The sequence below is a fragment of the Stutzerimonas chloritidismutans AW-1 genome, from assembly GCF_000495915.1.
Lineage (GTDB): Bacteria > Pseudomonadota > Gammaproteobacteria > Pseudomonadales > Pseudomonadaceae > Stutzerimonas > Stutzerimonas chloritidismutans.
Window position 1 is genome coordinate 46,175 of the sequence record NZ_AOFQ01000057.1, and the last position, 24,810, is coordinate 70,984.

The 24,810-nt window shown below is 64.6% G+C and carries 25 protein-coding genes; 16 read left to right on the forward strand and 9 right to left on the reverse strand.

What is annotated here, in order from left to right:
• Positions 1 to 2 precede the first annotated feature (2 nt).
• Positions 3 to 614: an NAD(P)-dependent oxidoreductase gene (locus F753_RS43345; protein ID WP_023446428.1), complete on the forward strand. Its 612-nt coding sequence runs from the start codon at positions 3 to 5 to the stop codon at positions 612 to 614.
• Between the two features lie 156 nt (positions 615 to 770).
• On the opposite strand, the gene aroE is transcribed toward F753_RS43345, so the two are convergent.
• Together aroE and hemF are read right to left on the reverse strand one after the other, a co-directional pair.
• Positions 771 to 1,583, reverse strand: coding sequence for a shikimate dehydrogenase (aroE, locus tag F753_RS43350; RefSeq protein ID WP_014818513.1), 813 nt, complete (start codon positions 1,581 to 1,583; stop codon positions 771 to 773).
• 42 nt (positions 1,584 to 1,625) lie between these two features.
• Positions 1,626 to 2,543 carry an oxygen-dependent coproporphyrinogen oxidase gene (hemF, locus tag F753_RS43355; protein WP_023446429.1) on the reverse strand — a complete coding sequence of 306 codons (918 nt, stop codon included), beginning with the start codon at positions 2,541 to 2,543 and terminating at the stop codon, positions 1,626 to 1,628.
• 153 nt (positions 2,544 to 2,696) lie between these two features.
• Here hemF and F753_RS43360 point away from each other — a divergent pair, with 153 nt between their 5' ends.
• Positions 2,697 to 3,674 carry an NADPH:quinone reductase gene (locus F753_RS43360; protein WP_023446430.1) on the forward strand — a complete coding sequence of 326 codons (978 nt, stop codon included), beginning with the start codon at positions 2,697 to 2,699 and terminating at the stop codon, positions 3,672 to 3,674.
• Between the two features lie 37 nt (positions 3,675 to 3,711).
• Here the strand turns inward: F753_RS43360 and tsaC are convergent, their stop codons facing one another.
• From tsaC to F753_RS43380, 4 genes are all read right to left on the reverse strand, one after another.
• The gene (gene tsaC, locus F753_RS43365) at positions 3,712 to 4,269 is read right to left on the reverse strand and encodes an L-threonylcarbamoyladenylate synthase type 1 TsaC (RefSeq protein ID WP_023446431.1); all 558 of its coding nucleotides are present in this window, start codon (positions 4,267 to 4,269) and stop codon (positions 3,712 to 3,714) included.
• Positions 4,270 to 4,444: 175 nt separating this feature from the next.
• The gene (dprA, locus tag F753_RS43370; RefSeq protein WP_023446432.1) at positions 4,445 to 5,542 is read right to left on the reverse strand and encodes a DNA-processing protein DprA; all 1,098 of its coding nucleotides are present in this window, start codon (positions 5,540 to 5,542) and stop codon (positions 4,445 to 4,447) included.
• Between the two features lie 121 nt (positions 5,543 to 5,663).
• On the reverse strand, positions 5,664 to 7,085 hold the full coding sequence (ltrA, locus tag F753_RS43375; protein WP_017517123.1) for a group II intron reverse transcriptase/maturase: 1,422 nt from the start codon (positions 7,083 to 7,085) through the stop codon (positions 5,664 to 5,666).
• 466 nt (positions 7,086 to 7,551) lie between these two features.
• Positions 7,552 to 8,577: a LysM peptidoglycan-binding domain-containing protein gene (locus F753_RS43380; RefSeq protein WP_014818508.1), complete on the reverse strand. Its 1,026-nt coding sequence runs from the start codon at positions 8,575 to 8,577 to the stop codon at positions 7,552 to 7,554.
• 148 nt (positions 8,578 to 8,725) lie between these two features.
• On the opposite strand from F753_RS43380, the gene def reads away from it, so the two are divergent.
• From def to F753_RS43425, 9 genes are all read left to right on the forward strand, one after another.
• Positions 8,726 to 9,232 carry a peptide deformylase gene (gene def / locus F753_RS43385; RefSeq protein WP_014818507.1) on the forward strand — a complete coding sequence of 169 codons (507 nt, stop codon included), beginning with the start codon at positions 8,726 to 8,728 and terminating at the stop codon, positions 9,230 to 9,232.
• Positions 9,233 to 9,443: 211 nt separating this feature from the next.
• Positions 9,444 to 10,388, forward strand: a complete 945-nt coding sequence (gene fmt / locus F753_RS43390) for a methionyl-tRNA formyltransferase (protein WP_023446433.1) — start codon at positions 9,444 to 9,446, stop codon at positions 10,386 to 10,388.
• Positions 10,385 to 11,707, forward strand: a complete 1,323-nt coding sequence (rsmB, locus tag F753_RS43395) for a 16S rRNA (cytosine(967)-C(5))-methyltransferase RsmB (RefSeq protein ID WP_023446434.1) — start codon at positions 10,385 to 10,387, stop codon at positions 11,705 to 11,707. Before fmt ends, rsmB begins: the two co-directional genes overlap by 4 nt.
• Positions 11,708 to 11,782: 75 nt before the next feature.
• A complete protein-coding gene (gene trkA, locus F753_RS43400; protein ID WP_014818504.1) occupies positions 11,783 to 13,156 on the forward strand; it encodes a Trk system potassium transporter TrkA in 1,374 nt (457 codons plus the stop codon).
• 334 nt (positions 13,157 to 13,490) lie between these two features.
• On the forward strand, positions 13,491 to 14,348 hold the full coding sequence (gene ehuB, locus F753_RS43405) for an ectoine/hydroxyectoine ABC transporter substrate-binding protein EhuB (protein ID WP_023446435.1): 858 nt from the start codon (positions 13,491 to 13,493) through the stop codon (positions 14,346 to 14,348).
• Between the two features lie 120 nt (positions 14,349 to 14,468).
• Positions 14,469 to 15,128 carry an ectoine/hydroxyectoine ABC transporter permease subunit EhuC gene (ehuC, locus tag F753_RS43410; RefSeq protein ID WP_023446436.1) on the forward strand — a complete coding sequence of 220 codons (660 nt, stop codon included), beginning with the start codon at positions 14,469 to 14,471 and terminating at the stop codon, positions 15,126 to 15,128.
• Positions 15,125 to 15,784 carry an ectoine/hydroxyectoine ABC transporter permease subunit EhuD gene (gene ehuD / locus F753_RS43415; protein WP_023446437.1) on the forward strand — a complete coding sequence of 220 codons (660 nt, stop codon included), beginning with the start codon at positions 15,125 to 15,127 and terminating at the stop codon, positions 15,782 to 15,784. Before ehuC ends, ehuD begins: the two co-directional genes overlap by 4 nt.
• Positions 15,781 to 16,617 (forward strand): ectoine/hydroxyectoine ABC transporter ATP-binding protein EhuA, encoded by an 837-nt coding sequence (gene ehuA, locus F753_RS43420; RefSeq protein ID WP_023446438.1) that lies wholly within the window; start codon positions 15,781 to 15,783, stop codon positions 16,615 to 16,617. Before ehuD ends, ehuA begins: the two co-directional genes overlap by 4 nt.
• 145 nt (positions 16,618 to 16,762) lie before the next feature.
• Positions 16,763 to 17,080, forward strand: coding sequence for a tetratricopeptide repeat protein (locus tag F753_RS43425; RefSeq protein ID WP_023446439.1), 318 nt, complete (start codon positions 16,763 to 16,765; stop codon positions 17,078 to 17,080).
• Between the two features lie 22 nt (positions 17,081 to 17,102).
• Here F753_RS43425 and F753_RS43430 read toward each other — a convergent pair whose 3' ends face one another.
• From F753_RS43430 to F753_RS43440, 3 genes are all read right to left on the reverse strand, one after another.
• Complete coding sequence (locus tag F753_RS43430) at positions 17,103 to 17,369, reverse strand: PilZ domain-containing protein (protein ID WP_023446440.1); 267 nt, start codon at positions 17,367 to 17,369, stop codon at positions 17,103 to 17,105.
• A gap of 33 nt (positions 17,370 to 17,402) precedes the next feature.
• On the reverse strand, positions 17,403 to 18,290 hold the full coding sequence (locus F753_RS43435) for a lysophospholipid acyltransferase (protein WP_014818497.1): 888 nt from the start codon (positions 18,288 to 18,290) through the stop codon (positions 17,403 to 17,405).
• A 92-nt stretch (positions 18,291 to 18,382) separates the two neighbouring features.
• The gene (locus F753_RS43440) at positions 18,383 to 18,955 is read right to left on the reverse strand and encodes a DNA-3-methyladenine glycosylase I (protein ID WP_023446441.1); all 573 of its coding nucleotides are present in this window, start codon (positions 18,953 to 18,955) and stop codon (positions 18,383 to 18,385) included.
• A gap of 107 nt (positions 18,956 to 19,062) precedes the next feature.
• On the opposite strand from F753_RS43440, the gene glyQ reads away from it, so the two are divergent.
• The 5 genes from glyQ to F753_RS43465 are packed head-to-tail and all read left to right on the forward strand — an operon-like array spanning position 19,063 to position 24,786.
• Positions 19,063 to 20,010 carry a glycine--tRNA ligase subunit alpha gene (gene glyQ, locus F753_RS43445; protein WP_003284253.1) on the forward strand — a complete coding sequence of 316 codons (948 nt, stop codon included), beginning with the start codon at positions 19,063 to 19,065 and terminating at the stop codon, positions 20,008 to 20,010.
• Positions 20,007 to 22,061, forward strand: coding sequence for a glycine--tRNA ligase subunit beta (gene glyS / locus F753_RS43450; RefSeq protein WP_023446442.1), 2,055 nt, complete (start codon positions 20,007 to 20,009; stop codon positions 22,059 to 22,061). Before glyQ ends, glyS begins: the two co-directional genes overlap by 4 nt.
• Positions 22,062 to 22,065: 4 nt before the next feature.
• The gene (gene gmhB / locus F753_RS43455; protein ID WP_023446443.1) at positions 22,066 to 22,608 is read left to right on the forward strand and encodes a D-glycero-beta-D-manno-heptose 1,7-bisphosphate 7-phosphatase; all 543 of its coding nucleotides are present in this window, start codon (positions 22,066 to 22,068) and stop codon (positions 22,606 to 22,608) included.
• On the forward strand, positions 22,605 to 23,354 hold the full coding sequence (locus F753_RS43460; RefSeq protein WP_023446444.1) for a lysophospholipid acyltransferase family protein: 750 nt from the start codon (positions 22,605 to 22,607) through the stop codon (positions 23,352 to 23,354). Before gmhB ends, F753_RS43460 begins: the two co-directional genes overlap by 4 nt.
• Positions 23,355 to 23,406: 52 nt before the next feature.
• A complete protein-coding gene (locus F753_RS43465) occupies positions 23,407 to 24,786 on the forward strand; it encodes a GGDEF domain-containing protein (protein WP_023446445.1) in 1,380 nt (459 codons plus the stop codon).
• The last annotated feature ends 24 nt before the right edge of the window (positions 24,787 to 24,810 follow it).

Consider the following 24,810-nt stretch of genomic DNA (forward strand, 5'->3'; position numbering starts at 1 on the left):
TCATGCTCAATGCCGAAACGCCGCGGTTGAAGTTCGCCCTGTACGGCGCGCATGACGACCTTGGCAGTGCGCTGCTGGTGGAGCTGCTCAGCCGCCAGCATGAGGCCGTGGCATTGCTCGACGACCTCAATTCGATAGCCGCCCGGCCAGGTCTGCGGACCAAGCCGGGCGATCCGTTCGATGCAGTGAGCGTCAGCGAGAGCGTGGCCGGGATGGATGCGGTGGTCTGCCTGTTTCAGACGCCGCGTCTGCCGGGTGCCGATACGGTTACCGGGGAGTCGCCCCAGCGCGATTTCTACCAGGCGGTGGAGGCGCTGTTGCTCGGTCTGGAGCGCGCCAAGGTCGAGCGCCTGCTGCTGATTGCCGATTTCCCGGCGATCGAGCTGCAGCCGGAGGTCGAGGCTGCACTGCAACGACTGGTCAGCCATCCGCTGCGCTGGACGCTGGTAGACGCGCCGTCAGCCGGTAACCAGCTGACCATCGAGGCGCTGGCCGAAGCGGCTGGCAAGGGTGACGCCAATCCCTATCGGGAATTGCAACGTATCGCCGCCGGCATCGTCGATGAACTGGAAAACCCCCAGCACATTCATCAGCGCATTCACTTCAGCGGTTAGTGGCCTGTGCGGTGAGTTTGTTGAGGCAAGTTTGGATGACCATTGTTCCGAGACAAGGCGCTGCGACGAGTCATAGCGGGCTATGGCGAGGAGCAGCAACGCAGTATCGGGGCCATGGGCGCCGAAATTGACCAACTGAACTTACCAAACAGGCCACTAGCTTAGCTGCCGACGCAGCTCGGCGAGCACCGGCGCCGTGTCCGGGCGTACGCCGCGCCACAATTCAAAGGCCTCCGCCGCCTGCTCCACCAGCATGCCGAGCCCGTCGCGGGTGTCCGCACCCAGCGCTGCCGCCCACTGGCAGAACGCCGTGGGCCTGGCGGCGTACATCATGTCGTAGCAGAAGCTCTGACCTGGCCGGATCAGGCTGTCGGCCAGCGGTGGCAGTTCGCCGCCGAGGCTGGCCGAGGTGCCATTGATGATCAGGTCAACCGGTTCGGCAAGATCGGCGAAGGTGCTGGCGGACAGCGGCCCCAGTTCGGCGAATTCCTGCACCAGCTGTTCGGCCTTGCTCGGCGTGCGGTTCGCGATGATCAGCGCCGCCGGCTTTTGCGCCAGCAACGGCTCGAGTACGCCACGCACGGCCCCGCCAGCTCCGAGCAGCAAAATGCGCTGGCCCGCCAGCGCTACACCGGCGTTCAGCAGATCGCTCACCAGCCCGGCACCGTCGGTGTTGTCACCGAGCAGGCGGCCGTCTTCGAGCTTCTTCAGGGTATTCACCGCACCGGCACGGCGGGCGCGCTCGGTGAGTTGATCGGCCATCCCATAGGCCTGTTCCTTGAACGGCACGGTGACGTTGGCGCCCTGGCCATCCCGGAAAAATGCCCGGGCGAACCCCGGAAAGTCGTCCAGCGGCGCCAGCAGTGCCTCGTAGCACAGCGCATGGCCAGTCTGCGCGGCGAACAGGGCGTGAATCTGCGGTGATTTGCTGTGGCCGATGGGGTTGCCGAAGACGCCGTAGCGGTCCATGGGTGAATCCTTGCGGTGTGGGGTGCGGATAGCAGTCGAAGGTCAGGGCTGCTCGGCGAGCCAGTCGCGGTCCTGCAGGAAGTATTCGGTCAGGCGCGCTTCCGGTGTGCCTGGCTCGGGATGCTTGTCATAACCCCAGGCCACTTGCGGCGGCAGCGACATCAGGATGGATTCGGTACGCCCGCCCGATTGCAGGCCGAACAGCGTGCCGCGGTCATAGACCAGGTTGTATTCGACGTAGCGGCCGCGGCGCAGCAGCTGGAACTGCCGCTCGCGCTCACCGAATGGCGAAGCCTTGCGCCGCTGGACGATGGGCAGGTAGGCGTCGAGGTAGGCATCGCCGACCGCACGCATGAAGGCGAAACTGGTGTCGAAATCCCACTGGTTCAGGTCGTCGAAGAACAGCCCGCCGACCCCGCGCGGCTCATGGCGGTGCTTGATGTGGAAATAGCGATCGCACCATTCCTTGTAGCGCGGATAGACATCCGCACCGAACGGCGCGCAGGCGTCCCGCGCGACCCGGTGCCAGTGCACGCAGTCTTCTTCGGCGCCGTAGTAGGGCGTCAGGTCGAAGCCGCCGCCGAACCACCAGACCGGTTCCTCGCCTTCCTTCTCGGCGATGAAGAAGCGCACGTTGGCGTGGGACGTGGGCACATACGGATTGTGCGGGTGGATCACCAGCGACACACCAAGCGCCTCGAAGCCGCGCCCGGCCAGCTCCGGGCGATGAGCGCTGGCCGACGGCGGCAGGCTGTCGCCATGCACGTGGGAGAAGTTCACCCCGCCCTTTTCGATCAGTGCGCCGTTCTCGATCACGCGGGTCCGGCCACCACCGCCGCCGGGCCGCGTCCAGGCGTCCTCGGCGAAGCGCGCGCCGCCGTCTTCGGCCTCCAGCGCAGCGCAGATGCGATCCTGCAGATCGAGCAGATAGGCTTTGACGGCTTCGGTCCTGTGGTTCACGAAATCACCTTGCGAATGACCGCACGCAGCCCTTGAGGCGCGGCTGGGCGGTGCTTTGAAACGGGGTCGGCCGGCAAGCATAGCATTCAGCCGATTGACGAACGCAGCCCCGGCGGGTTGGATAGACGCTCTTTCAATGACCAGGAGCCCGACATGTCCCAGCGCATCCAATTCAGCCAGCACGGCGGTCCCGAAGTCCTGGAACAGGTCGATATGCCGCTCAGCGCGCCGGCTGCAGGCGAAGTGCGGGTGCGCAACCATGCCATCGGCCTGAACTTCATCGACACCTATTTCCGCGGCGGTCTGTATCAGCCGCCGAGCCTCCCATCCGGGCTGGGCACCGAGGGTGCCGGTGTGGTCGATGCGGTGGGTGAGGGTGTGCAGCACCTGCAGCCGGGTGACCGGGTCGCCTATGCCACCGGCCCGCTCGGCGCCTACGGGGAACACCACACGCTGCCGGCTCGACATCTGGTCAAACTTCCGGACTCCATCAGCTTCGAGCAGGCTGCCGCCGTGATGCTCAAGGGCCTGACCTGCCAGTACCTGCTGCGCCAGACCCACTCGCTGCAGGCCGGCGAGACGGTGCTGTTCCATGCCGCCGCCGGCGGTGTCGGATCGATCGCCTGTCAGTGGGCGCGCGCACTCGGCGCACAGTTGATCGGGGTGGTGGGCTCGGCGGAAAAGGCCGAGCGAGCCAAGGCCCTGGGCGCCTGGGCCACCATCGATCGTACCCGCGAGGACGTGGTGCAGCGCGTGCTGGAGCTGACCGAAGGCAGGAAGTGCCCGGTGGTCTACGACTCGGTGGGCAAGAGCAGCTGGGAAATCTCGCTGGACTGCGTTGCCCCGCGCGGCCTGCTGGTCAGCTTCGGCAACGCCTCCGGGGCAGTCACGGGGGTGAACCTGGGTGTGCTGGCGCAGAAGGGCTCGCTGTTCGTCACTCGGCCAACTCTGGCCGGTTACGCCGACACGCCGGAACGTCTGCAGGCCATGGCCGATGAATTGTTCGAGATGATCGGCAGCAGCAAGATCCAGGTCGAGATTGGCCAGCGCTACCCGCTCAGCGAAGCGGCCGAAGCCCAGCGCAAACTGGCGGCGGGGGAAACCACCGGATCGACCATTCTGCTGCCCTGACGCTGCGGCGGCTGCCCACAGTGCGTTCACCGCCGGCTCAGGCCGGACGAATCACTTCGCCCGTGCGCAGATCGCGAATGACACTGGGGTTACGTCGCCCACCCAGCGGGCCGGTGAACACGGCGTCGAGCTGACGCGGGAAATACTGCTCGACCCGCAGCCGCGAGCGCGCTGCTGGACGGCCGGCAGGGTTGGCGGACGTCGAGACCAGCGGGCCGGTCAACGCACACAGCCGCGTGACCAGTGGATGATCGGTCACCCGCAGCGCGACGCTGTCGTGCCGCCCGGTGATCCACTCCGGCAAGCGGCCGCGATGCGGCACCAACCAGGTATTCGGCCCCGGCCATGTAGCGGCCAGGCGGTCAAGCCAGCGCTCGGGCACATCGTCCAGCAGGAAGTCGAACTGCTCGATGCTGTCGGCGATCAGGATCAGGCCCTTCTCCACCGGCCGCTCCTTGAGCGCCAGCAGGCGCAGCACCGCCTCTTCGTCCCATGGGTCGCAACCCACGCCCCAGACCGCTTCGGTCGGGTAGGCGATCACTCCGCCGGCGCGAACCACCCGCGCCACTTGCTGCACACGCCAATCGCCGATCATGCCGACCTCTGCCTGACTGAAAAGCCGGCAGTTTACCCAAGGCATCTGCCGTCGAGCAGGGGGCTGGGCGGCCGATTCGCAACAGCCTGCAACAGCCCCCCGCATTTCGAGCACGCAAACAACAGGGCGTGAATCGGCAGGCGCACGACAGGTCTGCTGTGCGGCTCAGCTCCGCCTAGCGCCGGATCACCGTCCAGAAGCCGTTGTCGCAGGCCACCAGCCCGTCGACTTCCAGTTCGGTCAGCTGCGCCAGCACCTGCCCCAGCGGCTGATCGAGCGCCATGGCCAGTGCTTCACTGCTGCGCGGCGCGGCCAGCAGTTCGCGTAGCAGCGGATTGTCCGGCTGCGTCCGCGCCGGGACTTCGCCGTCGGGTAAGTCGACGCGCTGCCAGCCACGCAGGGCTTCGAGCACATCCTCGACCGACTCCACCAGCGCCGCGCCCTGGCGAATCAGCTGATGGCAGCCTCGGGCGCCGGGATGATGGATCGAACCGGGGATCGCGTAGACCTCCCGGCCCTGCTCGGCAGCGAGTCGCGCGGTGATCAGCGAACCGCTCGACGGGCTTGCCTCGACCACCAGCACGCCCAGCGACAGGCCACTGATGATGCGATTGCGCCGCGGAAAGTTGCTCGCCTGCGGTGGGCAGTCCAGTGGCAGCTCGGACACCAGCGCACCGCCTCCGTCGACGATCTGCTGGGCGAGGCCGACGTGACGCTGCGGATACAGCCGTTCGAGACCGGTACCGAGCACCGCGACGGTCTTGCCGCCGGCGTCCAGCGCGCCCTGATGCGCGGCGCCATCAATGCCCAGCGCCAGCCCGCTGGTGATGACGAAGCCGGCACCGGCCAGGCTGCGGGAGAACGCTCGGGCATTGTCCAGACCATTGCGCGAGGCGCGGCGGCTGCCGACCATCGCCAGCTGCGGTCGCTCGAGCAAGCCGGGATCGCCGGAAATGAACAGTAGCGGTGGCGCATCCGGCAGTTCAGCCAGCAAGGCGGGGTAGTTCGGGTCGTCCCAGCAGAGCAGATGCCGGTCCGGCTGCTCCAGCCAGACAAGGGTGGCACTGGCACGCTCGCGGATGTCGGCGCTGCGTCGTGGCTCGGCACAACTGGACGGCAATCCCAGCGACCGCCAGGCACTGGCCGGCGCGCTCAACGCCGAAGCGGCATCGGGAAAGGCGCTCAGCAACTTGCGCAGGCGGCGTGGGCCGAGTTCGGGCAATAGATGCAGACGCAGCCGAGCTTCCAGTTCGGCAGGGGAAATGGCAGGCATGGCGAACACTCCTTGTCTCTTTGCACCGCATCCGTGCGGTGCTGTCGCAGATCGGGTAGGAGGCGGCCTCACGGCCGCCGTCCTCCCACACCACCGTGCGTACGGTTCCGTACACGGCGGTTCAGGCCATGCGGTTAAGCCGATTGATCGTATCCAGTATCGAGACCAGTCCAAGTCTGTCCCATAGCTTCTTCGGCAGCGCCTGATTCATATGCGGCGCTCCTGAGTTCCACCACGGGCCTCGGCCATTGAAGGCCGACTTGCAGGCACGCTCCTCGCTCAATCCCAGGCGCATCAGGTTGCGCGCCCTCGTAGAGGGCTGCTTCCATTGCCGCCAGATGACACAGCGAAGTTTGTGCCTGACCCAGCCATCCAGCTCTTCCAGTGGACGCTTGCTCTGGCTGAGCTTGAAGTAGCCTGCCCAGCCTCGCAGCACCGGGTTTACCCGCTCGATGACATTCGCCATCTTGTGGCCCCGCACCCCTCGCAGCAGTTCCCTGAGACGGTCGCGCACACGGCGCAGGCTCATGGTTGCCACTCGCAGTCTAGGCAGCGAGTGCCAACTCATCCCATACCCCAGGTAGTCGCATTTCCACGACCCAGCCACGCGACTCTTGTCCCGATTCAGTCTCAGTTTCAGACGGTGATTCAGGAACCGCTCGACACTGGCCAGCACTCGTTCGCCAGCACGCGGACTACGGACATAAATGTTCGCGTCATCGGCATAGCGCACGAAGCGATGGCCTCGCCGCTCCAACTCACGGTCGAGTTCATCGAGCAGGATGTTCGACAGCAGCGGCGAAAGCGGGCCGCCTTGCGGCGCCCCCTCCTGCCGATGGCTGACAACCCCGTCCGACATGACGCCCGCTTCGAGGTAACGGCGGATGAGTCTGAGCACCTGTTTGTCTTCGACATGGCGCTCAACACAGAACATCAGGATGTCGTGGTTGACCCGATCAAAGAACTTCTCCAGATCGAGTTCCACGCAACACCTATGACCCGCCGCCACATGGGTGCGGGCCATCTCGACAGCCTGGTGAGCGCTTCTGCCCGGACGGAAGCCGTAGCTATAGTCCGAGAACAGCGGATCGAAGATCGGCGTGAGCTGTTGCAGCAGGGCTTGCTGGATCAGGCGATCCACGACACTGGGAATGCCCAGTTGCCGCATACCGCCCTGCGGTTTGGGAATTTCGACCGCCCGCACTGCCTGGGGATGGTATTCACCTGCCAGCAGCCTGACCTTCAGGATGGGCCAATACTGTTTCACGTAGCCTGCCAAGTCGGCGACCGTCATGCCATCGGCACCCGGCGCCCCCTTGTTGCTGACCACGCGCTGATACGCACGCTTGAGATTCGCCGGTGCAAGCACCCGCTCCATCAGCGTGTCCGGCTCCGCGTTCATCCACGTCACCGACGCCGCCGATACCTCTGCGCTGTCAGGCGTCATCCTCGGCCTCTGGCCGGGACTCGGGGTGACAGTCTTCTCTTGGAGAAATTTCTGCATTTCGGTTATCGACGAGACGCTGACGCCTACTGGCGGCATGACCTGTTCGGCCCTTGATGGCGTGGTTGACCGCCACTTACTACGGCCTCGGCTGACTTCTGCACGCCCATCCCGTCGCCTCTCGACAATCGGTAGCACAATGGCAAGCGTACAGATCTCCCAGGGTAATTCGCGCGACCTTCCTGCTTATGCCTGTCGGATCTACGTCGCAGCGTTCCGTGCAAGTATCGGGCTTTGGCGATTATGGCCACCTCACCCCGCTGCGCCGCCTCATCCGCTTCCTGTTCGTCAGGCCAGCATTTTGCCTCGGGCTTCCTTCAGATTCGCAGTCGCCCGCGACACCCTTGCCTTCAGCTAACACTTCCCCTTGCCGGGTGTGTAGAGGACTTTCACCTCCAAGTCGCCAGGCTCACCACCACAGTGAACCCGACAGCGCCAGTCACGGCGCTACGCGCCATGCCTGGCGCACCATGAAAAAGCCCCGCATTCGCGGGGCTCTCTTGTTTCAGGGGTTACGGACCTTGTCGCTCACCGCCAGTGAGCGGGTGGCCTGCAGTATCAGGCCGTAGCTGAGCTTGTCGTAGGTGCGGAACACCATCAGCAGGCCGGAACGCTCGTCCGGAATCTTCACGTTCTCACCCGTCACGCGGTCACGTACGGTTTCGCCGGTCTTGTAGACCGCCAGCACGTTGCCGTCCTTCAGACCGTCGCGAGCGCCCTTGTTCAGGGTGACCACGTCAAACTGGCCGATCTGGGTAACGCCGCGCGGTACATCGAGAATCACACCGTCCACCTCCGTCGCAGGCGAGCTGGGCATGAACGTCGAGTTGACCGCACGCTCCTCGCTGGCGAACAGACGATCGCCGATGCGGGCTTCCTGGGTGGTACGGGTCAGGTGCATGGTGGCGATATCGCCTTCGACTTCGACGATGTCCACGGTGCCGATGTCATCGGCGTTGATACCGAGAAATTCGCCGGTTTCCGGATCGACGTAGGTCTTGCCCTGGCGGAAGATGCCGTAGGCCGGCATGTCTTCTTCGAAGCTGCCGCGGCCGTAGATGCGGTCGCCCGCGCCGCTGACCACCCGCTCGGCGTTGCCGGCGACGATGTAGGGCGCACCCTGGAACTGCTCGGCGGTGTCGATGATGCGGTTGCTCAGCAGGAAGCTGTTGATCGCTTCCAGCGGAATGGTCGGGATCGCTTCGGCCATCGGCGTGGTGCGAACGGTCGGCGACAGTTTGATGGTGCCGCGCGAGGCGCCGCGGTCGAGCACCAGACGCGGCTGGCCGTCGACGTAGACCAGACTCAGGGTGTCACCGGGATAGATCAGATGAGGGTTGGCAATCTGCGGGTTGGCATGCCACAGCTCCGGCCATTTCCACGGCTCGCGGAGGAAGCGGCCGGAAATGTCCCAGAGTGTGTCGCCCTTCACCACCGTATAACGCTCCGGATGGTTGTCCTTGAGCTGCACCGCGGCCTGGGCGAGCCCGCCGACGGCCACCAGCAGCAGGGCGAGTAGTGATTTCCTCATGTGGTGAATCCCTTTATTATGTGCCTTCACGTAAAGCGCCCTAGCGCCGCGGAACCCTTTTGGATCGCGGCATTAAGCCGTTTTCCATGCTGCTCGGCATCTTAGCAGCGGCTTTTGACTTTATTCCATAAGTGCATCACAAACGCATATGGCCATTCTGAACATCCTTGAATTTCCCGATCCGCGGCTGCGCACCATCGCCAAACCGGTGGATGTGGTCGATGACGAGATCCGTCAGCTGATCGACGACATGTTCGAGACCATGTACGAGGCTCCAGGCATCGGCCTGGCCGCGACGCAGGTCAATGTGCACAAGCGCGTGGTGGTGATGGACCTGTCCGAAGACCGGTCCGAGCCGCGAGTCTTCATCAATCCCGAATTCGAATCGCTGACCGACGAAATGGACCAGTACCAGGAAGGCTGCCTGTCGGTACCGGGCTTCTACGAGAACGTCGACCGTCCGCAGAAAGTGCGGATCAAGGCGCTGGATCGTGACGGCAAACCCTACGAGATGGTCGCCGAAGGCCTGCTCGCGGTGTGCATCCAGCACGAATGCGATCACCTCAACGGCAAACTGTTTGTCGACTATCTCTCCAGCCTCAAGCGCGACCGGATCAAGAAGAAGCTGGAAAAGATTCACCGCCAGCAAGCTTGATTCCCGAACCTCGAAGGCTTGCCATACAGGCTGAGTGAAAACGTCGCGAGCGAAGGTTAGGCAAGGACTAGGCGTCCCCGCAAAAACAGGCGAGGAAGCGGAGTTTACGGGTTGTAAATGAGCATTCCGAGCCTGGTTTTAACGCAGCATTAACCGAGCGCAGCAGTTTTCAGCAGCCTGTGCCGCAAGCCTTTTTCTTAGCGAGCCCCCCATGACCCAGCCTTTGCGCATCGTTTTCGCCGGCACCCCGGAATTCGCCGCTCAGCATCTGCAAGCCCTGCTCGACGCGGGCAAGTCGATCGTCGCCGTCTACACCCAGCCGGATCGCCCCGCAGGCCGCGGCCAGAAGCTGATGCCCAGCCCGGTCAAGCAGCTCGCCGTGCAGCACGACATTCCGGTATTCCAGCCACAGACGCTGCGTGACCCGGCGGCGCAGGCGGAATTGGCGGACCTGCAGGCGGACCTGATGGTGGTGGTCGCCTACGGCCTGATCCTGCCGCAAGCGGTGCTCGACCTGCCGCGCCTGGGCTGCATCAACAGCCATGCCTCGCTGTTGCCGCGCTGGCGTGGTGCCGCGCCGATCCAACGTGCGATCGAGGCCGGTGACAGCGAGTCCGGCGTCACCGTGATGCAGATGGAGGCGGGCCTCGACACCGGGCCGATGCTGCTCAAGGTCCATACGCCAATATCCGCCGAGGACACCGGCGGCACGCTGCACGACCGTCTCGCCATTCTCGGCGCGCAGGCGGTGGTGCAGGCGATCGACGCCCTGGCCAACGGCGCGCTGACAGGGGACGTGCAGGACGATAGCCTCGCCACCTATGCGCACAAGCTGAGCAAGGACGAGGCGCGCATCGACTGGACTCGCCCGGCCGTCGAGCTGGAGCGGCTGATCCGTGCCTTCAACCCCTGGCCGATCTGCCACAGCACGCTGAATGGCGAAACGCTGAAGATTCACGCGGCACGCCTCGGCGAAGGCCAGGGGGAGCCCGGACGCATTCTCGAAGCGAGCAAGGAAGGGCTGACCGTTGCCTGCGGTGAAGGCGCATTGTCGCTGACTCGTCTGCAACTGCCCGGCGGCAAGTCGCTTGGCTTCGGCGACCTGTACAACAGCCGCCGCGAGCATTTCGCCCCTGGCCTGGTGCTCGGTCAATGAACCCGCGCCTGGCCGCAGCCCGTGCGCTGAGTGTCGTGCTCTCGGGCAAGGCCTCGCTGGGCAGCAGCCTGCCGGAGGTGCTCGGCAAGGTGGACGCGCGCGACCGCGGCCTGACCCAGGACCTGGCCTTCGGCACCGCGCGCTGGCATCCGCGCCTGGCAGGTTTGGCCGACAAGCTGCTGCAGAAGCCATTCAAGGCAGCCGATCGCGATGTCGAAGCCCTTCTGCTGGTCGGTCTGTATCAGCTGTTCCATACCCGCATCCCGGCCCATGCCGCCATCGGCGAAACCGTCGGCTGCGTCGACAAGCTGAAGAAGCCCTGGGCCAAGGGCCTGCTCAACGCCGTGCTGCGCCGCGCCCAGCGTGAGGGCGAAGCGATGCTAGCGGAGCTGGAACACGACCCGGTGATTCGCGTTGCCCATCCGCGCTGGCTGCAGAAGGCGCTCAAGGCGCATTGGCCCGAACATTGGGAAGCCATCTGCGCGGCCAATAATGCCCATCCGCCGATGATATTGCGGATCAATCGCCGCCAGGTCAGCCGCGACGCCTATCTGGCTGAGTTGCAGGCCGCTGGAATCGACGCCCATCCGTGCGAGTTCAGTGAGGACGGCATTCGCCTGGTTGCGCCGTGCGACGTGCATCAGCTGCCGGGCTTTGCCGAAGGGCGGGTCAGCGTGCAGGACGAGGCCGCACAGCTGGCCGCCTCGCTGCTCGACCTGGCGCCGGGCCAACGTGTGCTGGACGCCTGTTGCGCACCGGGTGGCAAGACCTGTCACCTGCTCGAACGCGAGCCGCAATTGGCCGGGTTGATTGCGCTGGATCTGGAACCCAAGCGTCTGGTGCGCGTTCGGGAAAACCTCGAGCGTCTGCATTTACAGGCCGAACTGGTCGCCGACGACGCCCGCGCCACCGAGCGCTGGTGGGACGGCAAGCCGTTCCAGCGCATCCTGCTCGACGCACCCTGTTCGGCCACCGGCGTGATCCGCCGCCATCCGGACATCAAGCTGACGCGCCAGGCCGATGACATTGCCCCCCTTGCCACGCTGCAGGGCGAAATGCTCGATGCGTTGTGGCCGACCCTGGACGTCGGCGGCATCCTGCTCTATGCCACCTGCTCGGTGCTGCCGACCGAGAACCGTGAGGTGATCGGCGCCTTCCTCGAACGCACGCCCGGCGCGCGCGAATTGGACCTCCCGGACGGCTTCGGCCTGCAGCAGCCGCATGGTCGCCAGCTGCTGCCGCAGGAGAGCGGCCACGACGGCTTCTACTATGCCAAGCTGATCAAGATCGCGGCGCAGCCACGTGGTGTCAGTGGGTGAGTCGAAACCCCGGCGCAGTGCGCGCGGGCCCAACATGGAAGCGGCGGCAAACATCCGCCTTTCAGGAGTGATCGCGTGAAGATCATCATTCTCGGCGCCGGCCAGGTCGGCGGCACCCTCGCCGAACACCTCGCCAGCGAAGCCAACGACATCACCGTGGTCGACACCGACGGCGACCGCCTGCGCGATCTCGGTGATCGCCTGGACATCCGCACCATCCAGGGCCGCGGCTCGTTTCCGACGGTGCTGCGCCAGGCCGGCGCAGACGACGCCGACATGCTGGTGGCGGTGACCAACAGCGACGAGACCAACATGGTCGCCTGCCAGGTCGCTTACACCCTGTTCCATACGCCGACCAAGATCGCCCGCGTGCGCGAAGCGGCCTACCTGGTGCGCTCCGGTCTGTTCGCCAACGAGGCGATTCCGGTCGACGTGCTGATCAGCCCGGAACAGGTGGTCACCAACTACATCAAGCGCCTGATCGAACATCCCGGCTCGCTGCAGGTAATCGACTTCGCCGAAGGCAAGGCGCAGCTGGTGGCGGTGCGCGCCTACTACGGCGGGCCGCTGGTCGGCCAAGAGCTGCGCCAACTGCGCCGCCACATGCCCAACGTCGATACCCGTGTGGCCGCCATCTTCCGTCGCAACCAGGCCATCCTGCCCCGTGGCGACACGGTGATCGAGGCCGATGACGAGGTATTCTTCATCGCCGCCAGGGGCCATATCCGCGCGGTGATGAGCGAAATGCGCCGGCTCGACGAGAACTACAAGCGCATCGTCATCGCCGGTGGCGGCCACATCGGCGAGCGGCTGGCCGAAGCGATCGAGAGCCGTTACCAGGTGAAGATCATCGAGATGAACCCGGCGCGCTGTCGCTACCTGTCGGACACGCTGGACAGCACGATCATCCTGCAGGGCAGCGCTTCCGACCGCGACCTGCTGGTCGAGGAGAACATCAGCGAGGCGGACGTGTTCCTCGCGCTGACCAACGACGACGAGGCCAACATCATGTCGTCGCTGCTGGCCAAGCGGCTGGGCGCGCGTAAGGTGATGTGCATCATCAACAACCCGGCCTACGTCGATCTGGTTCAGGGTGGCGAGATCGACATCGCCATCAGCCCGCAGCTCGCCACCATCGGTACCCTGCTGACCCACGTACGCCGCGGCGACATCGTCAGCGCCCACTCGCTGCGCCGTGGCGCGGCCGAAGCCATCGAGGTGATCGCCCACGGCGATCCGCGTTCGAGCAAGGTGATCGGGCGCCCCATCGAGCAGATCGCGCTGCCCCCGGGTACCACCATCGGCGCGGTGATTCGCGACGACCAGGTGCTGATCGCCCATGACGACACACGGATCGAGTCCGGCGATCACGTCATCCTGTTCCTCGTCGACAAGAAGCACATTCGCGACGTCGAGCGCCTCTTCCAGGCCGGCCTGACCTTCTTCTAGCGATCATTGCGACTGCATGGACGGCCCGCCACCGGCGGGCCGTTTCGTTTTTTCAATTACCCACGACTCCCGGCCCGATCAGCTGGAATAGACGGCATTCCCTCCGATCGCCTCCATTCGATCCCGATGCCCTCCGATTTCCATTTTATGGCCAGCTTTTGTACCCTCCTGGCTTGCCGCCCGCGCGGCCTGACGATTGAGCCAAGCTATCGTCGCTCGGTTTCACCGCACCATCGTCGTCAGAAGAGTCCCCAACTGAGCTCGAGCAGTTTGCCCCTCCTAGACAAATAACGATCCGATTCCTCGGGTCTCTACAAGGAACAGGAGAAACTCCATGAGGAACAGCACCATCCCGACACGCTCCCGCCGGCTGCTGATCGGCTGCGCCGCCCTGGCCAGCATCGGTTTCGCCAGCCTGACCCAGGCCGATACCCTGGAAGACATCAAGGACAGCAGCAGCGTCCGCATCGGCTACGCCAATGAAACCCCCTTCGCCTACACCGCTCTCGACGGCAGTGTCACCGGCGAATCGCCAGAGATCGTGCGCAAGGTGTTCGAGCGCATGCAGATCGACACCATCAAACCGGTACTGACCGAGTGGGGCTCGCTGATCCCCGGCCTGCGCGCCGGGCGCTTCGACCTCATCGCAGCGGGCATGTACATCACGCCTGAACGCTGCAAGCAGGTGCTGTTCACCGATCCGCACTACCGCCTGCTCGACACCCTGCTGGTGGCCGAAGGCAACCCGAAGAACCTGCGCAGCTACGAAGACATCGCCAACAACCCAGACGTGAAGATCGCCATCATGTCCGGCACCGTGAACCTCGGTTATGCGCGCAAGGCCGGCATCAAGGATTCGCAGATTCTGCAGGTCCCGGATACCACCTCGCAGCTGCAGGCCGTGCGCGGTGGTCGCGCCGATGCCGCCATCGGCACCCAGCTGACCATGAAGGGGCTGGCGGACAAGGCCGGTGACGATGTCGAGGCCATCGCCGACTTCAAGGACGATCCAGCCCGTGCCGGTTATGGCGCGCTGGCCTTCCGTCCGCAGGACAAGGCGCTGCGTGACGCGGTCAATGCCGAGCTCAAGCAGTGGCTGGGCAGCGAGGAGCATCTGAAGACCATCGAGCCATTCGGCTTCGATCGCTCCAACATCACCGACAAGACTGCCGCCGAGCTCTGCGGCGCCTGAAGCCCGTCGGGGCGGCTGGTTGGCGCCGCCGACCGCTGTCCCGCCTGTGAACGCTGACCAAGGCTGCGCCGCTGTTTGCGCAGCCTCGCTCAGCGCTCCGGAAAACCGGATAGCGCCATCATGATCGAACTGCTTCCTCTGCTGCTGCAGGGTGCCTGGGTCACCGTGAAGGTGACCTTCTTCGGCTCCCTGCTGGCCATCGCCTGCGCGCTGATCGCCGCGCTGGCGCGGCTTTCGCCGGTGGCGCCATTGCGCTGGCTGGCCATCACCTACATCGAGGTCTTCCGCGGCTCGTCGCTGCTGGTGCAGCTGTTCTGGCTGTACTTCGTGCTGCCGATGCCACCGTTCAATGTCGAAATGAGTGCCTTCGCCGTGGCAGTGGTCGGCCTGGGCCTGAACATCGGCGCCTATGGGGCCGAGGTACTGCGCGGCGCGATCCGCTCGGTACACCAGGGCCAGCACGAAGCCTGTCAGGCGCTGAACATGACGCCGCTGACACGCATGCGCCGAATCATCCTGCCGCAGGCGTTGCTCGCGGCAATTCCGCCCGGCACCAACCTGCTGATCGAGTTGCTGAAGAACACTTCGCTGGTGTCGCTGATCACCCTGTCGGATCTGGCCTTCCGCGCCCGCCAGCTGGATCAGGCGACGCTGATGACCATGGAGATCTTCGGCCTGGCGCTGGTGATCTACTTCGTCCTGGCCCAGGCGATCAACTTCGGCATGCGCCAGCTGGAACACCGGCTGGCCCGCGGGCGGATGCGCGGAGGCCTGTCATGAATTTCTTCGACTGGCAGTTCGCCCGCGAGATCCTGCCGCGCCTGCTGGATGCCTCGCTGACCACCATCGGCATCGCCCTGGCCGGCTTCGCCATCGCCGTGGTGCTCGGCCTGTTCCTCGCCATTGGCCGCCGCAGCCGCCTGCGCTGGCTATCCTGGCCGATCACCGGGCTGATCGAGTTCATCCGCAGCACACCGCTGCTGATCCAGGTGTACTTCCTGTTCTACGTGTTCCCCAACTACGGCCTCAATTTCAGCGCCATGCAGGCAGGCATCATCGGCATCGCCCTGCATTACGCCTGCTACACCGCCGAGGTCTACCGTGCCGGCCTGGATGCGGTGCCCCGTTCGCAATGGGAAGCCGTCACCGCGCTGAACATGAAGCCCTGGACCGCCTACCGCGACGTGATCCTGCCGCAAGCGCTGCGTCCGGTGCTGCCGGCGCTGGGCAACTACCTGATCTCGATCCTCAAGGACACGCCAGTGCTGTCGGCGATCACCGTGGTGGAAATCATGCAGCGGGCCAAGAACATCGGCTCCGAGAGTTTCCGCTATCTGGAGCCGATCACCATGGTCGGCCTGTTCTTCCTCATTCTCAGCCTCGGCCTCGCCTGGTGCGTGCGCCGTCTGGAAAACCGCATGGAGCTGGCCCGATGAATACGCCGATGCAGTCCACGGACACCCTGAACCCGACGCCGCAACAACCGGAGCAGGCGCAACCTTTGGTGCGCTTCGCCGGCGTGACCAAGCGCTACGGTGAACTGACCGTGCTCGACGGGCTCGACCTGCAGATCGAGGAAGGCGAGAAGGTCGCGATCATCGGCCCCAGCGGCTCGGGCAAATCCACCCTGTTGCGGGTGCTGATGACCCTGGAAGGCATTGACGAAGGCGTGATCGAGGTCGACGGCGAGCCGCTGACGCACATGCCCGACACCAGCGGCCAGTTGGTCCCGGCCAATGCCCGTCACCTGCGACGTGTGCGTGGCAAGGTCGGCATGGTGTTCCAGAGCTTCAACCTGTTCCCGCACATGAACGCGTTGCAGAACGTCATGGAAGCGCCGGTACAGGTGCTCGGGCTGAGCAAGCGCGAGGCCCGCGAGCGGGCAGAGGAGCTGCTGGCCATGGTCGGCCTGGAGGACAAGCTGGAGCACTTCCCGGCGCAACTCTCCGGCGGTCAGCAACAGCGCGTGGCGATTGCCCGCGCACTGGCGATGCGGCCGAAGGTGATGCTGTTCGACGAAGTGACCTCGGCGCTGGACCCGGAGCTCTGCGGCGAAGTGCTCAATGTCATCCGCCGCCTCGGCGAGGCGCACAACCTGACGATGCTGATGGTGACCCACCAGATGGGCTTTGCCCGTGAGTTCGCCGATCGCGTGTGCTTCTTCCATCAGGGCCGGATTCACGAGCAGGGCAGCCCGGACGAGCTGTTCAACAACCCGCGCGAGGAACGCACCCGGGAGTTTCTCAGCGCGGTCAACGAGGCCCACTGAGCCGCTTGCAACCCAGCCCACACGAAGACGGCGAACGCCCCGCAACAGCTAAGACCAATGGCGTATGCTGCCGCTATTGCCCGACGGCGGCGATGCACTAAAGTGAGGAAACGCCCCGGAGCGCTGCACCGAAAAGGTCTTCAAGATGCTCGAATCGCTGGAAAAGATGCTTTCCCAAGGCATGGACAATCCGATGCTGCGTTTCGGCCTCGGCAAGGGCTACATGGATGCCGGGCAGCCGGGGCGGGCGGCGGAGCACCTGCGCCGCTGCGTCGAACTCGATCCGAAATACTCCGCTGCCTGGAAACTGCTGGGCAAGGCGCTGCAGGCCGACGGCGACAAGCCCGGCGCCCATCAGACGTGGGAGCGCGGAATCGCCGCGGCGAACGCCCAGGGCGACAAGCAGGCGGAAAAGGAAATGACCGTATTCCTGCGCCGGCTCGACCGGCTGACGCCCGACTGAACCGGCGCGCCGCGGCCAGCGGTCAGGTTTCGTGCACGAACTGCAGGCCGACCCCTTCGGCATCCACCCGCATCACCACCATTCGCAGTTCCGGCGCCGGAATCGGCAGGGCCTGGACCTGGCCGGTCACCTCGTCGCCGGGATGCAGCACCACCAGCTCCGGATGCCGGACGTAGACGCCACCATCGGATAGATCACGGGTCTGCGCGAAGACCTCGCCAAAGGCCGGATGCGCAATGCGGATGCGGCACTTCATGTTGGTACGCGGATGCTGTCTCTGGTTTTGCATGCGCTCGTCCCTGTTGTTGTTGTTTGAGCCTGATCAGTACCAGCGCTTCTCGCCGGCGGGGCGTTTCTTGAAGCGCTTCATGGTCCACATGTACTGGCTGGGATAGGCGCGCACATACTTCTCGATCATTGCGCTCATCGCCGCTACGCCAGTTTCCGCATCTTCGCTGTACATCCCTTCGGGTGCGGCCTCGAGGACGACCTTGTAGCCCGAACCGTCCTCCAGACGCAATGCATGAAGGAACACCCCAACCGCCTTGCCGCCGGCGAGCATGCCGGGCACGAACTTGCTGGTCAGCGCCTGGGTGGCGAAGAAGGGCACAAAGATGCCACTGCCTTCGCTCGGCTCCGGGTCCGCCGGAATACCCACCGCACCACCGCGCCGAACCTCCTTGATGACGCTGAGAATGCCTTCCCTGGTCGAGGGCGCGACGCGATTGCCCAGCTGCACACGCTGCTGGCGCAGCAGATCGTCCACCGCCTTCAGTTTCGGCGGTCGGTAGAAGATGATCGGCTTGCATTGCGCGCAGTAGAAATGATTGAGCACTTCCCAATTGCCCAGGTGACTGGTGATGCCGACCACGCCCTTGCCCGAGGCCAGCGCCGCTTGCAGCACGTCCAGGCCTTCGACTTCGCGGACCAGTTTCAGGGTCTTTTCCGCCGGCCAGATCCAGGCGCAGGCGCTTTCGGTGAAGGTCATGCCGGTTTCACGCAGGGTGCGGCCGAGCAGGGCGTCGAGTTCCGCCGGGCTCAGCTCGGGGAAGCACTTGTGCAGGTTGATTCGCGCGACGTCCCGCGAGCGGTTCGGCAGCTTCCACATCAGCCAGCCGATCATCGAGCCCAGGCCCTGGACCATGCGCCAGGGCAGTCGAGCGAACAGTCGCAGGGAGCCGACGACGATGGCACCTTTGAGCTTTTCCACACCGCACTCCGAAATTTTCAGGTTGCCTAGTCTACCTGCAACCGTCGCCAGCTTTCAGGCGCAGCGGCGGCAACGACACACATCCTGGCAGCTCAGGCGTGCAGTGTTTCAAGCATCCCGGCCAGCTCGGCGTGGCGCTCGCAATCGGTCAGGTGGTCCATGACCATGCCGCAGGCCTGCATGTAGGCGTAGCAGATGGTCGGGCCGACGAAGCTGAAGCCAGCCTTCTTCAGCGCGCGGCTCATAGCCTCGGCCTCGGGGGAGACCGCCGGCACCTGATCGATGCGCTCGAAGCGGTTGATCTTCGGCTCGCCGCCGACGAACGACCAGACGAAACCCACCGGATCCTCCAGCTGCAACCAGGCGCGGGCATTCTGCCGCGCCGCCTTGAGCTTGAGACGGTTGCGGATGATGCCGGGGTCCAGCATGCGCTCGTCGATCTCGGCATCGCTCATGCGCGCCAGACGTTCGGCATCGAAACCGAACAGCACCTGCCGGTAGCGCTCGCGCTTGCGCAACACGGTGATCCAGGAGAGCCCGGCCTGAAAGGCTTCGAGCAAGAGGAATTCGAACAGTACCTGCGGATCGCGGGCCGGTACGCCCCATTCGCGATCGTGGTAGTCGATGTACAGCGGGTCCGTGCCGCACCAGGCGCAACGTGGCATGTGGTCTCCTTGCGCAGGCCTCGTCCGATGGCCGAAACCATCGCAAGCGCGACCATGCGGGGGGTATACTTCGAGGCTTTCTGTCGAAGCCCAGCACAGGTGAAATTTTGAGCCAGACTACGCCTGCCGTGCGCACCTTCCAAGACCTGATCCTCGCCCTGCAAAGCTACTGGGCCGAGCAGGGTTGCGTGGTCCTGCAGCCCTATGACATGGAAATGGGCGCCGGTACGTTCCACACCGCCACCTTCCTGCGCGCCATCGGTCCCGAGACCTGGAACGCCGCCTATGTTCAGCCTTCGCGCCGCCCGGCCGATGGCCGCTATGGCGAGAACCCCAACCGCCTGCAGCACTACTACCAGTTCCAGGTGGTGCTCAAGCCCAACCCGGACAACATCCAGGACCTATACCTGGAGTCGCTGCGCCGCATCGGCGTCGACACCTCGGTGCACGACGTACGCTTCGTCGAGGACAACTGGGAATCGCCGACCCTCGGTGCTTGGGGCCTGGGCTGGGAAGTCTGGCTCAACGGCATGGAAGTCACTCAGTTCACCTACTTCCAGCAGGTCGGCGGCGTCGAGTGCTATCCGGTCACCGGCGAGATCACCTACGGTCTCGAGCGCCTGGCCATGTACCTACAGGGCGTCGACTCGGTCTACGACCTGATCTGGGCCGATGGTCCGTTCGGCACCGTGACCTACGGCGATGTGTTCCACCAGAACGAGGTGGAGCAGTCGACCTACAACTTCGAGCACGCCAACGTGCCGAAGCTGTTCGAACTCTTCGATTTCTACGAGAGCGAGGCCAACCGTTTGATGGCTGCCGAGCTGCCGCTGCCGGCCTACGAAATGGTGGTCAAGGCGTCGCACACCTTCAACCTGCTCGATGCCCGCCGTGCCATTTCGGTCACCGCGCGCCAACAGTACATCCTGCGCGTGCGCAGCCTGGCCCGCTCGATCGCCCAGAGCTACCTGCTGGCCCGGGCCAAACTCGGCTTCCCCATGGCCACCCCCGAACTGCGTGACGAAGTGCTGGCCAAGCTGGAGGCTGCAGAATGAGTGCACTGGATTTTCTCGTCGAACTGGGTACCGAAGAACTGCCACCGAAGGCGCTCGCCAAGCTGGCCGAAGCTTTCTGCACCGGTATCGAGAAGGGCTTGAAGGACGCCGGCCTGGACTTCGTGAAAGCACAGGCCTACGCCGCGCCGCGCCGCCTGGCGGTGCTGGTCGAGCAGCTGGCGACTCAGCAGCCTGATCGCAGCATCAACCTCGACGGCCCACCGATGCAGGCCGCCTTCGACGCCGACGGTGAGCCGACTCAAGCTGCCCTGGGCTTTGCCCGCAAGTGTGGCGTCGACCTTGCCGAGATCGATCGCAGCGGGCCGAAGCTCAAGTTCAGCCGTACCATCGAGGGCCAGCCGGCCACCCAGCTGCTGCCAGGCATCGTCGAGGCCTCGCTGAACGATCTGCCGATCCCGAAGCGCATGCGCTGGGCCGCACGCAAGGAAGAATTCGTCCGTCCGACCCAGTGGCTGGTGATGCTCTTCGGCGAGCATGTGATCGATTGCGAGATACTCGCCCAGCGTGCCGGGCGCGAATCCCGCGGCCACCGCTTCCACAGCCCGGGCCAGGTGCATATTTCCAAGCCTTCCAGCTATCTGGAAGACCTGCGTGGCGCCCATGTGATCGCCGACTTCGCCGAGCGCCGCGAGCTGATCGCCAAGCGCGTCGAGCAGCTGGCTGCCGAGCAGAACGGTACGGCCATCGTGCCGCCGGCGCTGCTCGATGAGGTCACCGCCCTGGTGGAGTGGCCGGTGCCGCTGGTCTGCTCGTTCGAGGAGCGTTTCCTCGAGGTGCCGCAGGAGGCGCTCATCTCCACCATGCAGGACAACCAAAAGTATTTCTGCCTGCTGGATACCAACGGCAAACTGCTGCCACGCTTCATCACCGTGGCCAATATCGAATCGAAGGACCCGGCGCAGATCGTCTCCGGCAACGAGAAGGTCGTGCGTCCGCGTCTGACCGACGCCGAGTTCTTCTTCAAGCAGGACAAGAAGCAGCCGCTGGAACGCTTCAACGATCGTCTGAAGAACGTGGTGTTCCAGGCCCAGCTCGGCACCGTGTACGACAAAGCCGAGCGTGTCTCGCGTCTGGCCGGGCTGATCGCCGAGCGCACCGGCGGCGACAAGGCGCGCGCCATGCGTGCCGGCCTGCTGAGCAAGGCCGACCTGGCCACCGAGATGGTTGGCGAGTTTCCGGAAATGCAGGGCGTTGCCGGTTACTACTACGCGCTCAACGACGGCGAGCCGGAAGACGTGGCGCTGGCGCTGAACGAGCAGTACATGCCGCGCGGTGCCGGCGGCGAGCTGCCGAGCACACTCACTGGCGCAGCTGTGGCCGTGGCGGACAAGCTCGATACCCTGGTCGGGATCTTCGGCATCGGCATGCTGCCGACCGGCTCCAAGGACCCCTACGCCCTGCGCCGCGCCGCCCTTGGCGTGCTGCGCATCCTCATCGAGAAGCAGCTGGACCTGAATCTGGTCGAGGCAGTGAACTTCGCCATCGACCAGTTCGGTACGCAGGTCAAGTCGGCCGGCCTCGCCGATCAGGTCCTGGAGTTCATCTTCGATCGCCTGCGTGCGCGCTACGAGGACGAAGGCGTCGACGTCGCTGCCTACCTCTCGGTGCGTGCCGTGCAGCCTGGTTCGGCGCTGGACTTCGACCAGCGCGTGCAGGCCGTGCAGGCGTTCCGCACATTGCCGGAAGCGGCGTCCCTGGCTGCCGCCAACAAGCGTGTCTCCAACCTGCTGAGCAAGTTCGATGCGAAGCTGCCGGAAGCGGTAGAGCCACGCTGGTTCGACAACGCCACCGAGTTCTCGCTGTACTCGGCGATTCAGCAGGCCGAGCAGGCGGTACAACCGTTGGCCGCCGCGCGTCAGTACCGCGAGGCGCTGGAGCGTTTGGCGCACCTGCGTGGCCCGGTGGATGCCTTCTTCGAGGCGGTGCTGGTAAATGCCGAAGACGCTTCGGTACGTGCCAATCGTTATGCCTTGCTGGCCCGGCTGAGAGGACTGTTCCTTGGCGTTGCCGATATTTCCGCACTTGGCTAAGCCCGTGAAGCTGATCGTGCTGGACCGCGATGGGGTAATCAACGAGGACTCCGACGAGTACGTGAAGTCGCTGGAGGAGTGGATCCCCATTCCCGGGTCGCTGGAAGCCATCGCGCGGCTGTGCAAAGCCGGCTGGACGGTGGCGGTTGCCACCAACCAGTCCGGTGTCGCGCGCGGCAAGTTCGACCTCAGCACCCTCGGTGACATGCATTTCAAGATGCAGCAGCTGGTGATGGAGCAGGGCGGACGTATCGACCTGATCGTGCACTGCCCGCACGGCCCGGACGACGGCTGCAACTGCCGCAAGCCGAAGCCTGGAATGTTCCGCAGCATCGCCGAGCATTTCGGCCTGGCGGACCTGAAGGGCGTACCGGTGGTAGGCGACAGTCACCGCGATCTACACGCCGGCATGCTGCTCGGCGGCGTGCCTTATCTGGTCAGGACCGGCAAAGGCCTGCGCACCCTGGAGGGTACTCTGCCGCCGGGCACTCGGGTCTTCGATGACCTTGCCGCTGTTGTCGATCATCTACTCGAGAGTTCTCGATGAGCCTCCTGTTACCCGTTCGTATCGCCCTGTTCTACTTCATGCTGGCGTTCACCGCGTTCGCCTGGTGCCTGGTGAGCCTGGTGTTCGCCCCGTTCATGGCGTTCCGCGCGCGCTATCGCTTCGTGGTACAGAACTGGTGTCGCTGCGCCGTGTGGTTGGGCAAGACGCTGGTTGGCCTGCGCTACGAGGTGCATGGCGCCGAGAATGTGCCGGCGCGTCCCTGCGTGATCCTGGCCAAGCACCAGAGCACCTGGGAAACCTTCTTTCTCTCGGCCTATTTCGAGCCGCTGACTCAGGTGCTCAAGCGTGAGTTGTTGCGGGTGCCGTTCTTCGGCTGGGGGGTCATGCTGCTCAAGCCGATCGCCATTGATCGCGACAACCCCAAGGCGGCGCTGCGCCAGGTCGCCAAGCAGGGTCACGAGCGTCTGGAGCAGGGCGCCTGGGTGCTGATATTCCCGGAAGGCACCCGCGTACCAGTGGGTGAGCAGGGCAAGTTCTCCCGCAGCGGCGCGGCCCTGGCAGTCAACGCCGGTCTGCCAGTGCTGCCCATCGCGCACAACGCCGGCATGTTCTGGCCGAAGGCCGGTTGGGGCAAGCGTCCCGGCACTATCCAGGTGGTGATCGGCCCGGCCATGTTCGCCGACAGCGAAAGCCCGCGGGCCATCGCCGAGCTCAATCAACGCGCCGAAGATTGGATCAACGCGCAAGTCAGCCAGCTCGAAGCTCAGGGTCGCCCGACCCTCTGATCACTACGCTGAGGCAGGGCAGGGACGCGCGCCTCAGCTTCACGAGTCCCCTATGCAGCAAATACCCAACCACCAGCTGGTCGCCGAATGGCTGCGCCTGCTGGACGGCTATCCTGCCGAAGCGGCTATCGCACTGCAGGCCGTTGCCGAAGAAAAGAGCGCCGAGCTGGCCGAGCATTTCTATTCCCAGATGCTTGCCGATCCCCATTCGGCCAGCTTCCTGTCCCACGATCAGGTGAAGAACCGCCTCGGCAAATCGATGCAGAAGTGGATCGTCACGGTATGTTCGTCGACGGCCCATAGCGACCTCGACGCCGTCATAGACCTGCAGCGCAAGGTCGGCGACATCCACGCCCGCATCGAGATTCCGGTCAGCCTGGTGCTGCGCGGCTCCCGCTCGCTCAAGGGCCGCCTGCGCCAGTTGCTGGAACAGCGCGATCTCGCCGAGCCAGTGCGACGCAAAGCGGCACGCATGGGTTCCGACCTGATCGACCTGGCGGTGGAGATCATCTGCTTCGCCTATTCCCAGTCTCACGATCGCAACTCCCGCGCCGAGGAGGCCTATCGGCTGTTCTCCGTCTCGCAGAACATCGGCGTCGAAAAAGAGCGACAGCGCGCGGCACTGCTCGATTGGGAGAATCAGCTGATGTTCGACCTGGCGATCGGCAACCTGACCGGCGCGCTGCCGCAACTGGCGGGTTCCGAGTTCGGCCTGTGGTTCCGCCACAAGGCCTCCCACGCGTTCCAGGGTTCGCCGGAAAGCGCCAGTATCCTCGACTATATCGAGCGCATCGATCAGGAGCTCAAAGCCATTGGCGGGCTGCAGGACGCCAGTGCGCGGCTGGGCAAGCTGCATCAGATCCGCGAACAGACCCGCTCGATCAAGTTTTTGCTCGACAGCCTGTTCGAACAGGCCAACGACCTGGAGGCCGGCCGAGACGTGCTGACGCGGCTACTCAACCGCAAGTTCCTGCCGGTGGTGATGGCCAAGGAAGTGCTTTACGCGCGCCAGTCGAACAACACCTTCGGCGTGCTCGCCATCGATGTCGACCACTTCAAGCGCATCAACGACACCCATGGCCATGACGGCGGTGACCAGATTCTGCAGCAGGTCGGTGCGCTGCTGGCCAGCAACACCCGCGGTGGCGACTATGCGTTCCGCCTGGGCGGCGAAGAGTTCCTGCTGGTACTAGTGGACATAGATGCCAACAAGGCGTTTGCCGCGGCAGAGAAGTTGCGCGAGCGCATCGCCCGTGAGCAGTTCCGTCTATCCAATGGAGCAGTTCTGCAGGTCACCGTCAGCATCGGTATGGCAGTGCATGACGGCCATCCGGATTACGAACGTCTGCTGCAACAAGCCGATCAGGCGCTGTATCAGGCAAAACACGAAGGGCGCAATCGCTGCGTGCTTCACAGTCCGACGCTCGCCTAGCAAACGGCACGCAATGAAAAAGGG

Coding starts and splice junctions, on each gene's coding strand:
- F753_RS43345 (WP_023446428.1), top strand. CDS start 3: ATGCTCAATGCCGAAACGCCGCGGTTGAAGTTCGCCCTGTACGGCGCG.
- aroE (WP_014818513.1), bottom strand. CDS start 1,583: ATGGACCGCTACGGCGTCTTCGGCAACCCCATCGGCCACAGCAAATCA.
- F753_RS43360 (WP_023446430.1), top strand. CDS start 2,697: ATGTCCCAGCGCATCCAATTCAGCCAGCACGGCGGTCCCGAAGTCCTG.
- tsaC (WP_023446431.1), bottom strand. CDS start 4,269: ATGATCGGCGATTGGCGTGTGCAGCAAGTGGCGCGGGTGGTTCGCGCC.
- dprA (WP_023446432.1), bottom strand. CDS start 5,542: ATGCCTGCCATTTCCCCTGCCGAACTGGAAGCTCGGCTGCGTCTGCAT.
- ltrA (WP_017517123.1), bottom strand. CDS start 7,085: ATGCCGCCAGTAGGCGTCAGCGTCTCGTCGATAACCGAAATGCAGAAA.
- F753_RS43380 (WP_014818508.1), bottom strand. CDS start 8,577: ATGAGGAAATCACTACTCGCCCTGCTGCTGGTGGCCGTCGGCGGGCTC.
- def (WP_014818507.1), top strand. CDS start 8,726: ATGGCCATTCTGAACATCCTTGAATTTCCCGATCCGCGGCTGCGCACC.
- fmt (WP_023446433.1), top strand. CDS start 9,444: ATGACCCAGCCTTTGCGCATCGTTTTCGCCGGCACCCCGGAATTCGCC.
- rsmB (WP_023446434.1), top strand. CDS start 10,385: ATGAACCCGCGCCTGGCCGCAGCCCGTGCGCTGAGTGTCGTGCTCTCG.
- ehuB (WP_023446435.1), top strand. CDS start 13,491: ATGAGGAACAGCACCATCCCGACACGCTCCCGCCGGCTGCTGATCGGC.
- ehuC (WP_023446436.1), top strand. CDS start 14,469: ATGATCGAACTGCTTCCTCTGCTGCTGCAGGGTGCCTGGGTCACCGTG.
- ehuD (WP_023446437.1), top strand. CDS start 15,125: ATGAATTTCTTCGACTGGCAGTTCGCCCGCGAGATCCTGCCGCGCCTG.
- ehuA (WP_023446438.1), top strand. CDS start 15,781: ATGAATACGCCGATGCAGTCCACGGACACCCTGAACCCGACGCCGCAA.
- F753_RS43425 (WP_023446439.1), top strand. CDS start 16,763: ATGCTCGAATCGCTGGAAAAGATGCTTTCCCAAGGCATGGACAATCCG.
- F753_RS43430 (WP_023446440.1), bottom strand. CDS start 17,369: ATGCAAAACCAGAGACAGCATCCGCGTACCAACATGAAGTGCCGCATC.
- F753_RS43440 (WP_023446441.1), bottom strand. CDS start 18,955: ATGCCACGTTGCGCCTGGTGCGGCACGGACCCGCTGTACATCGACTAC.
- glyS (WP_023446442.1), top strand. CDS start 20,007: ATGAGTGCACTGGATTTTCTCGTCGAACTGGGTACCGAAGAACTGCCA.
- F753_RS43460 (WP_023446444.1), top strand. CDS start 22,605: ATGAGCCTCCTGTTACCCGTTCGTATCGCCCTGTTCTACTTCATGCTG.
- F753_RS43465 (WP_023446445.1), top strand. CDS start 23,407: ATGCAGCAAATACCCAACCACCAGCTGGTCGCCGAATGGCTGCGCCTG.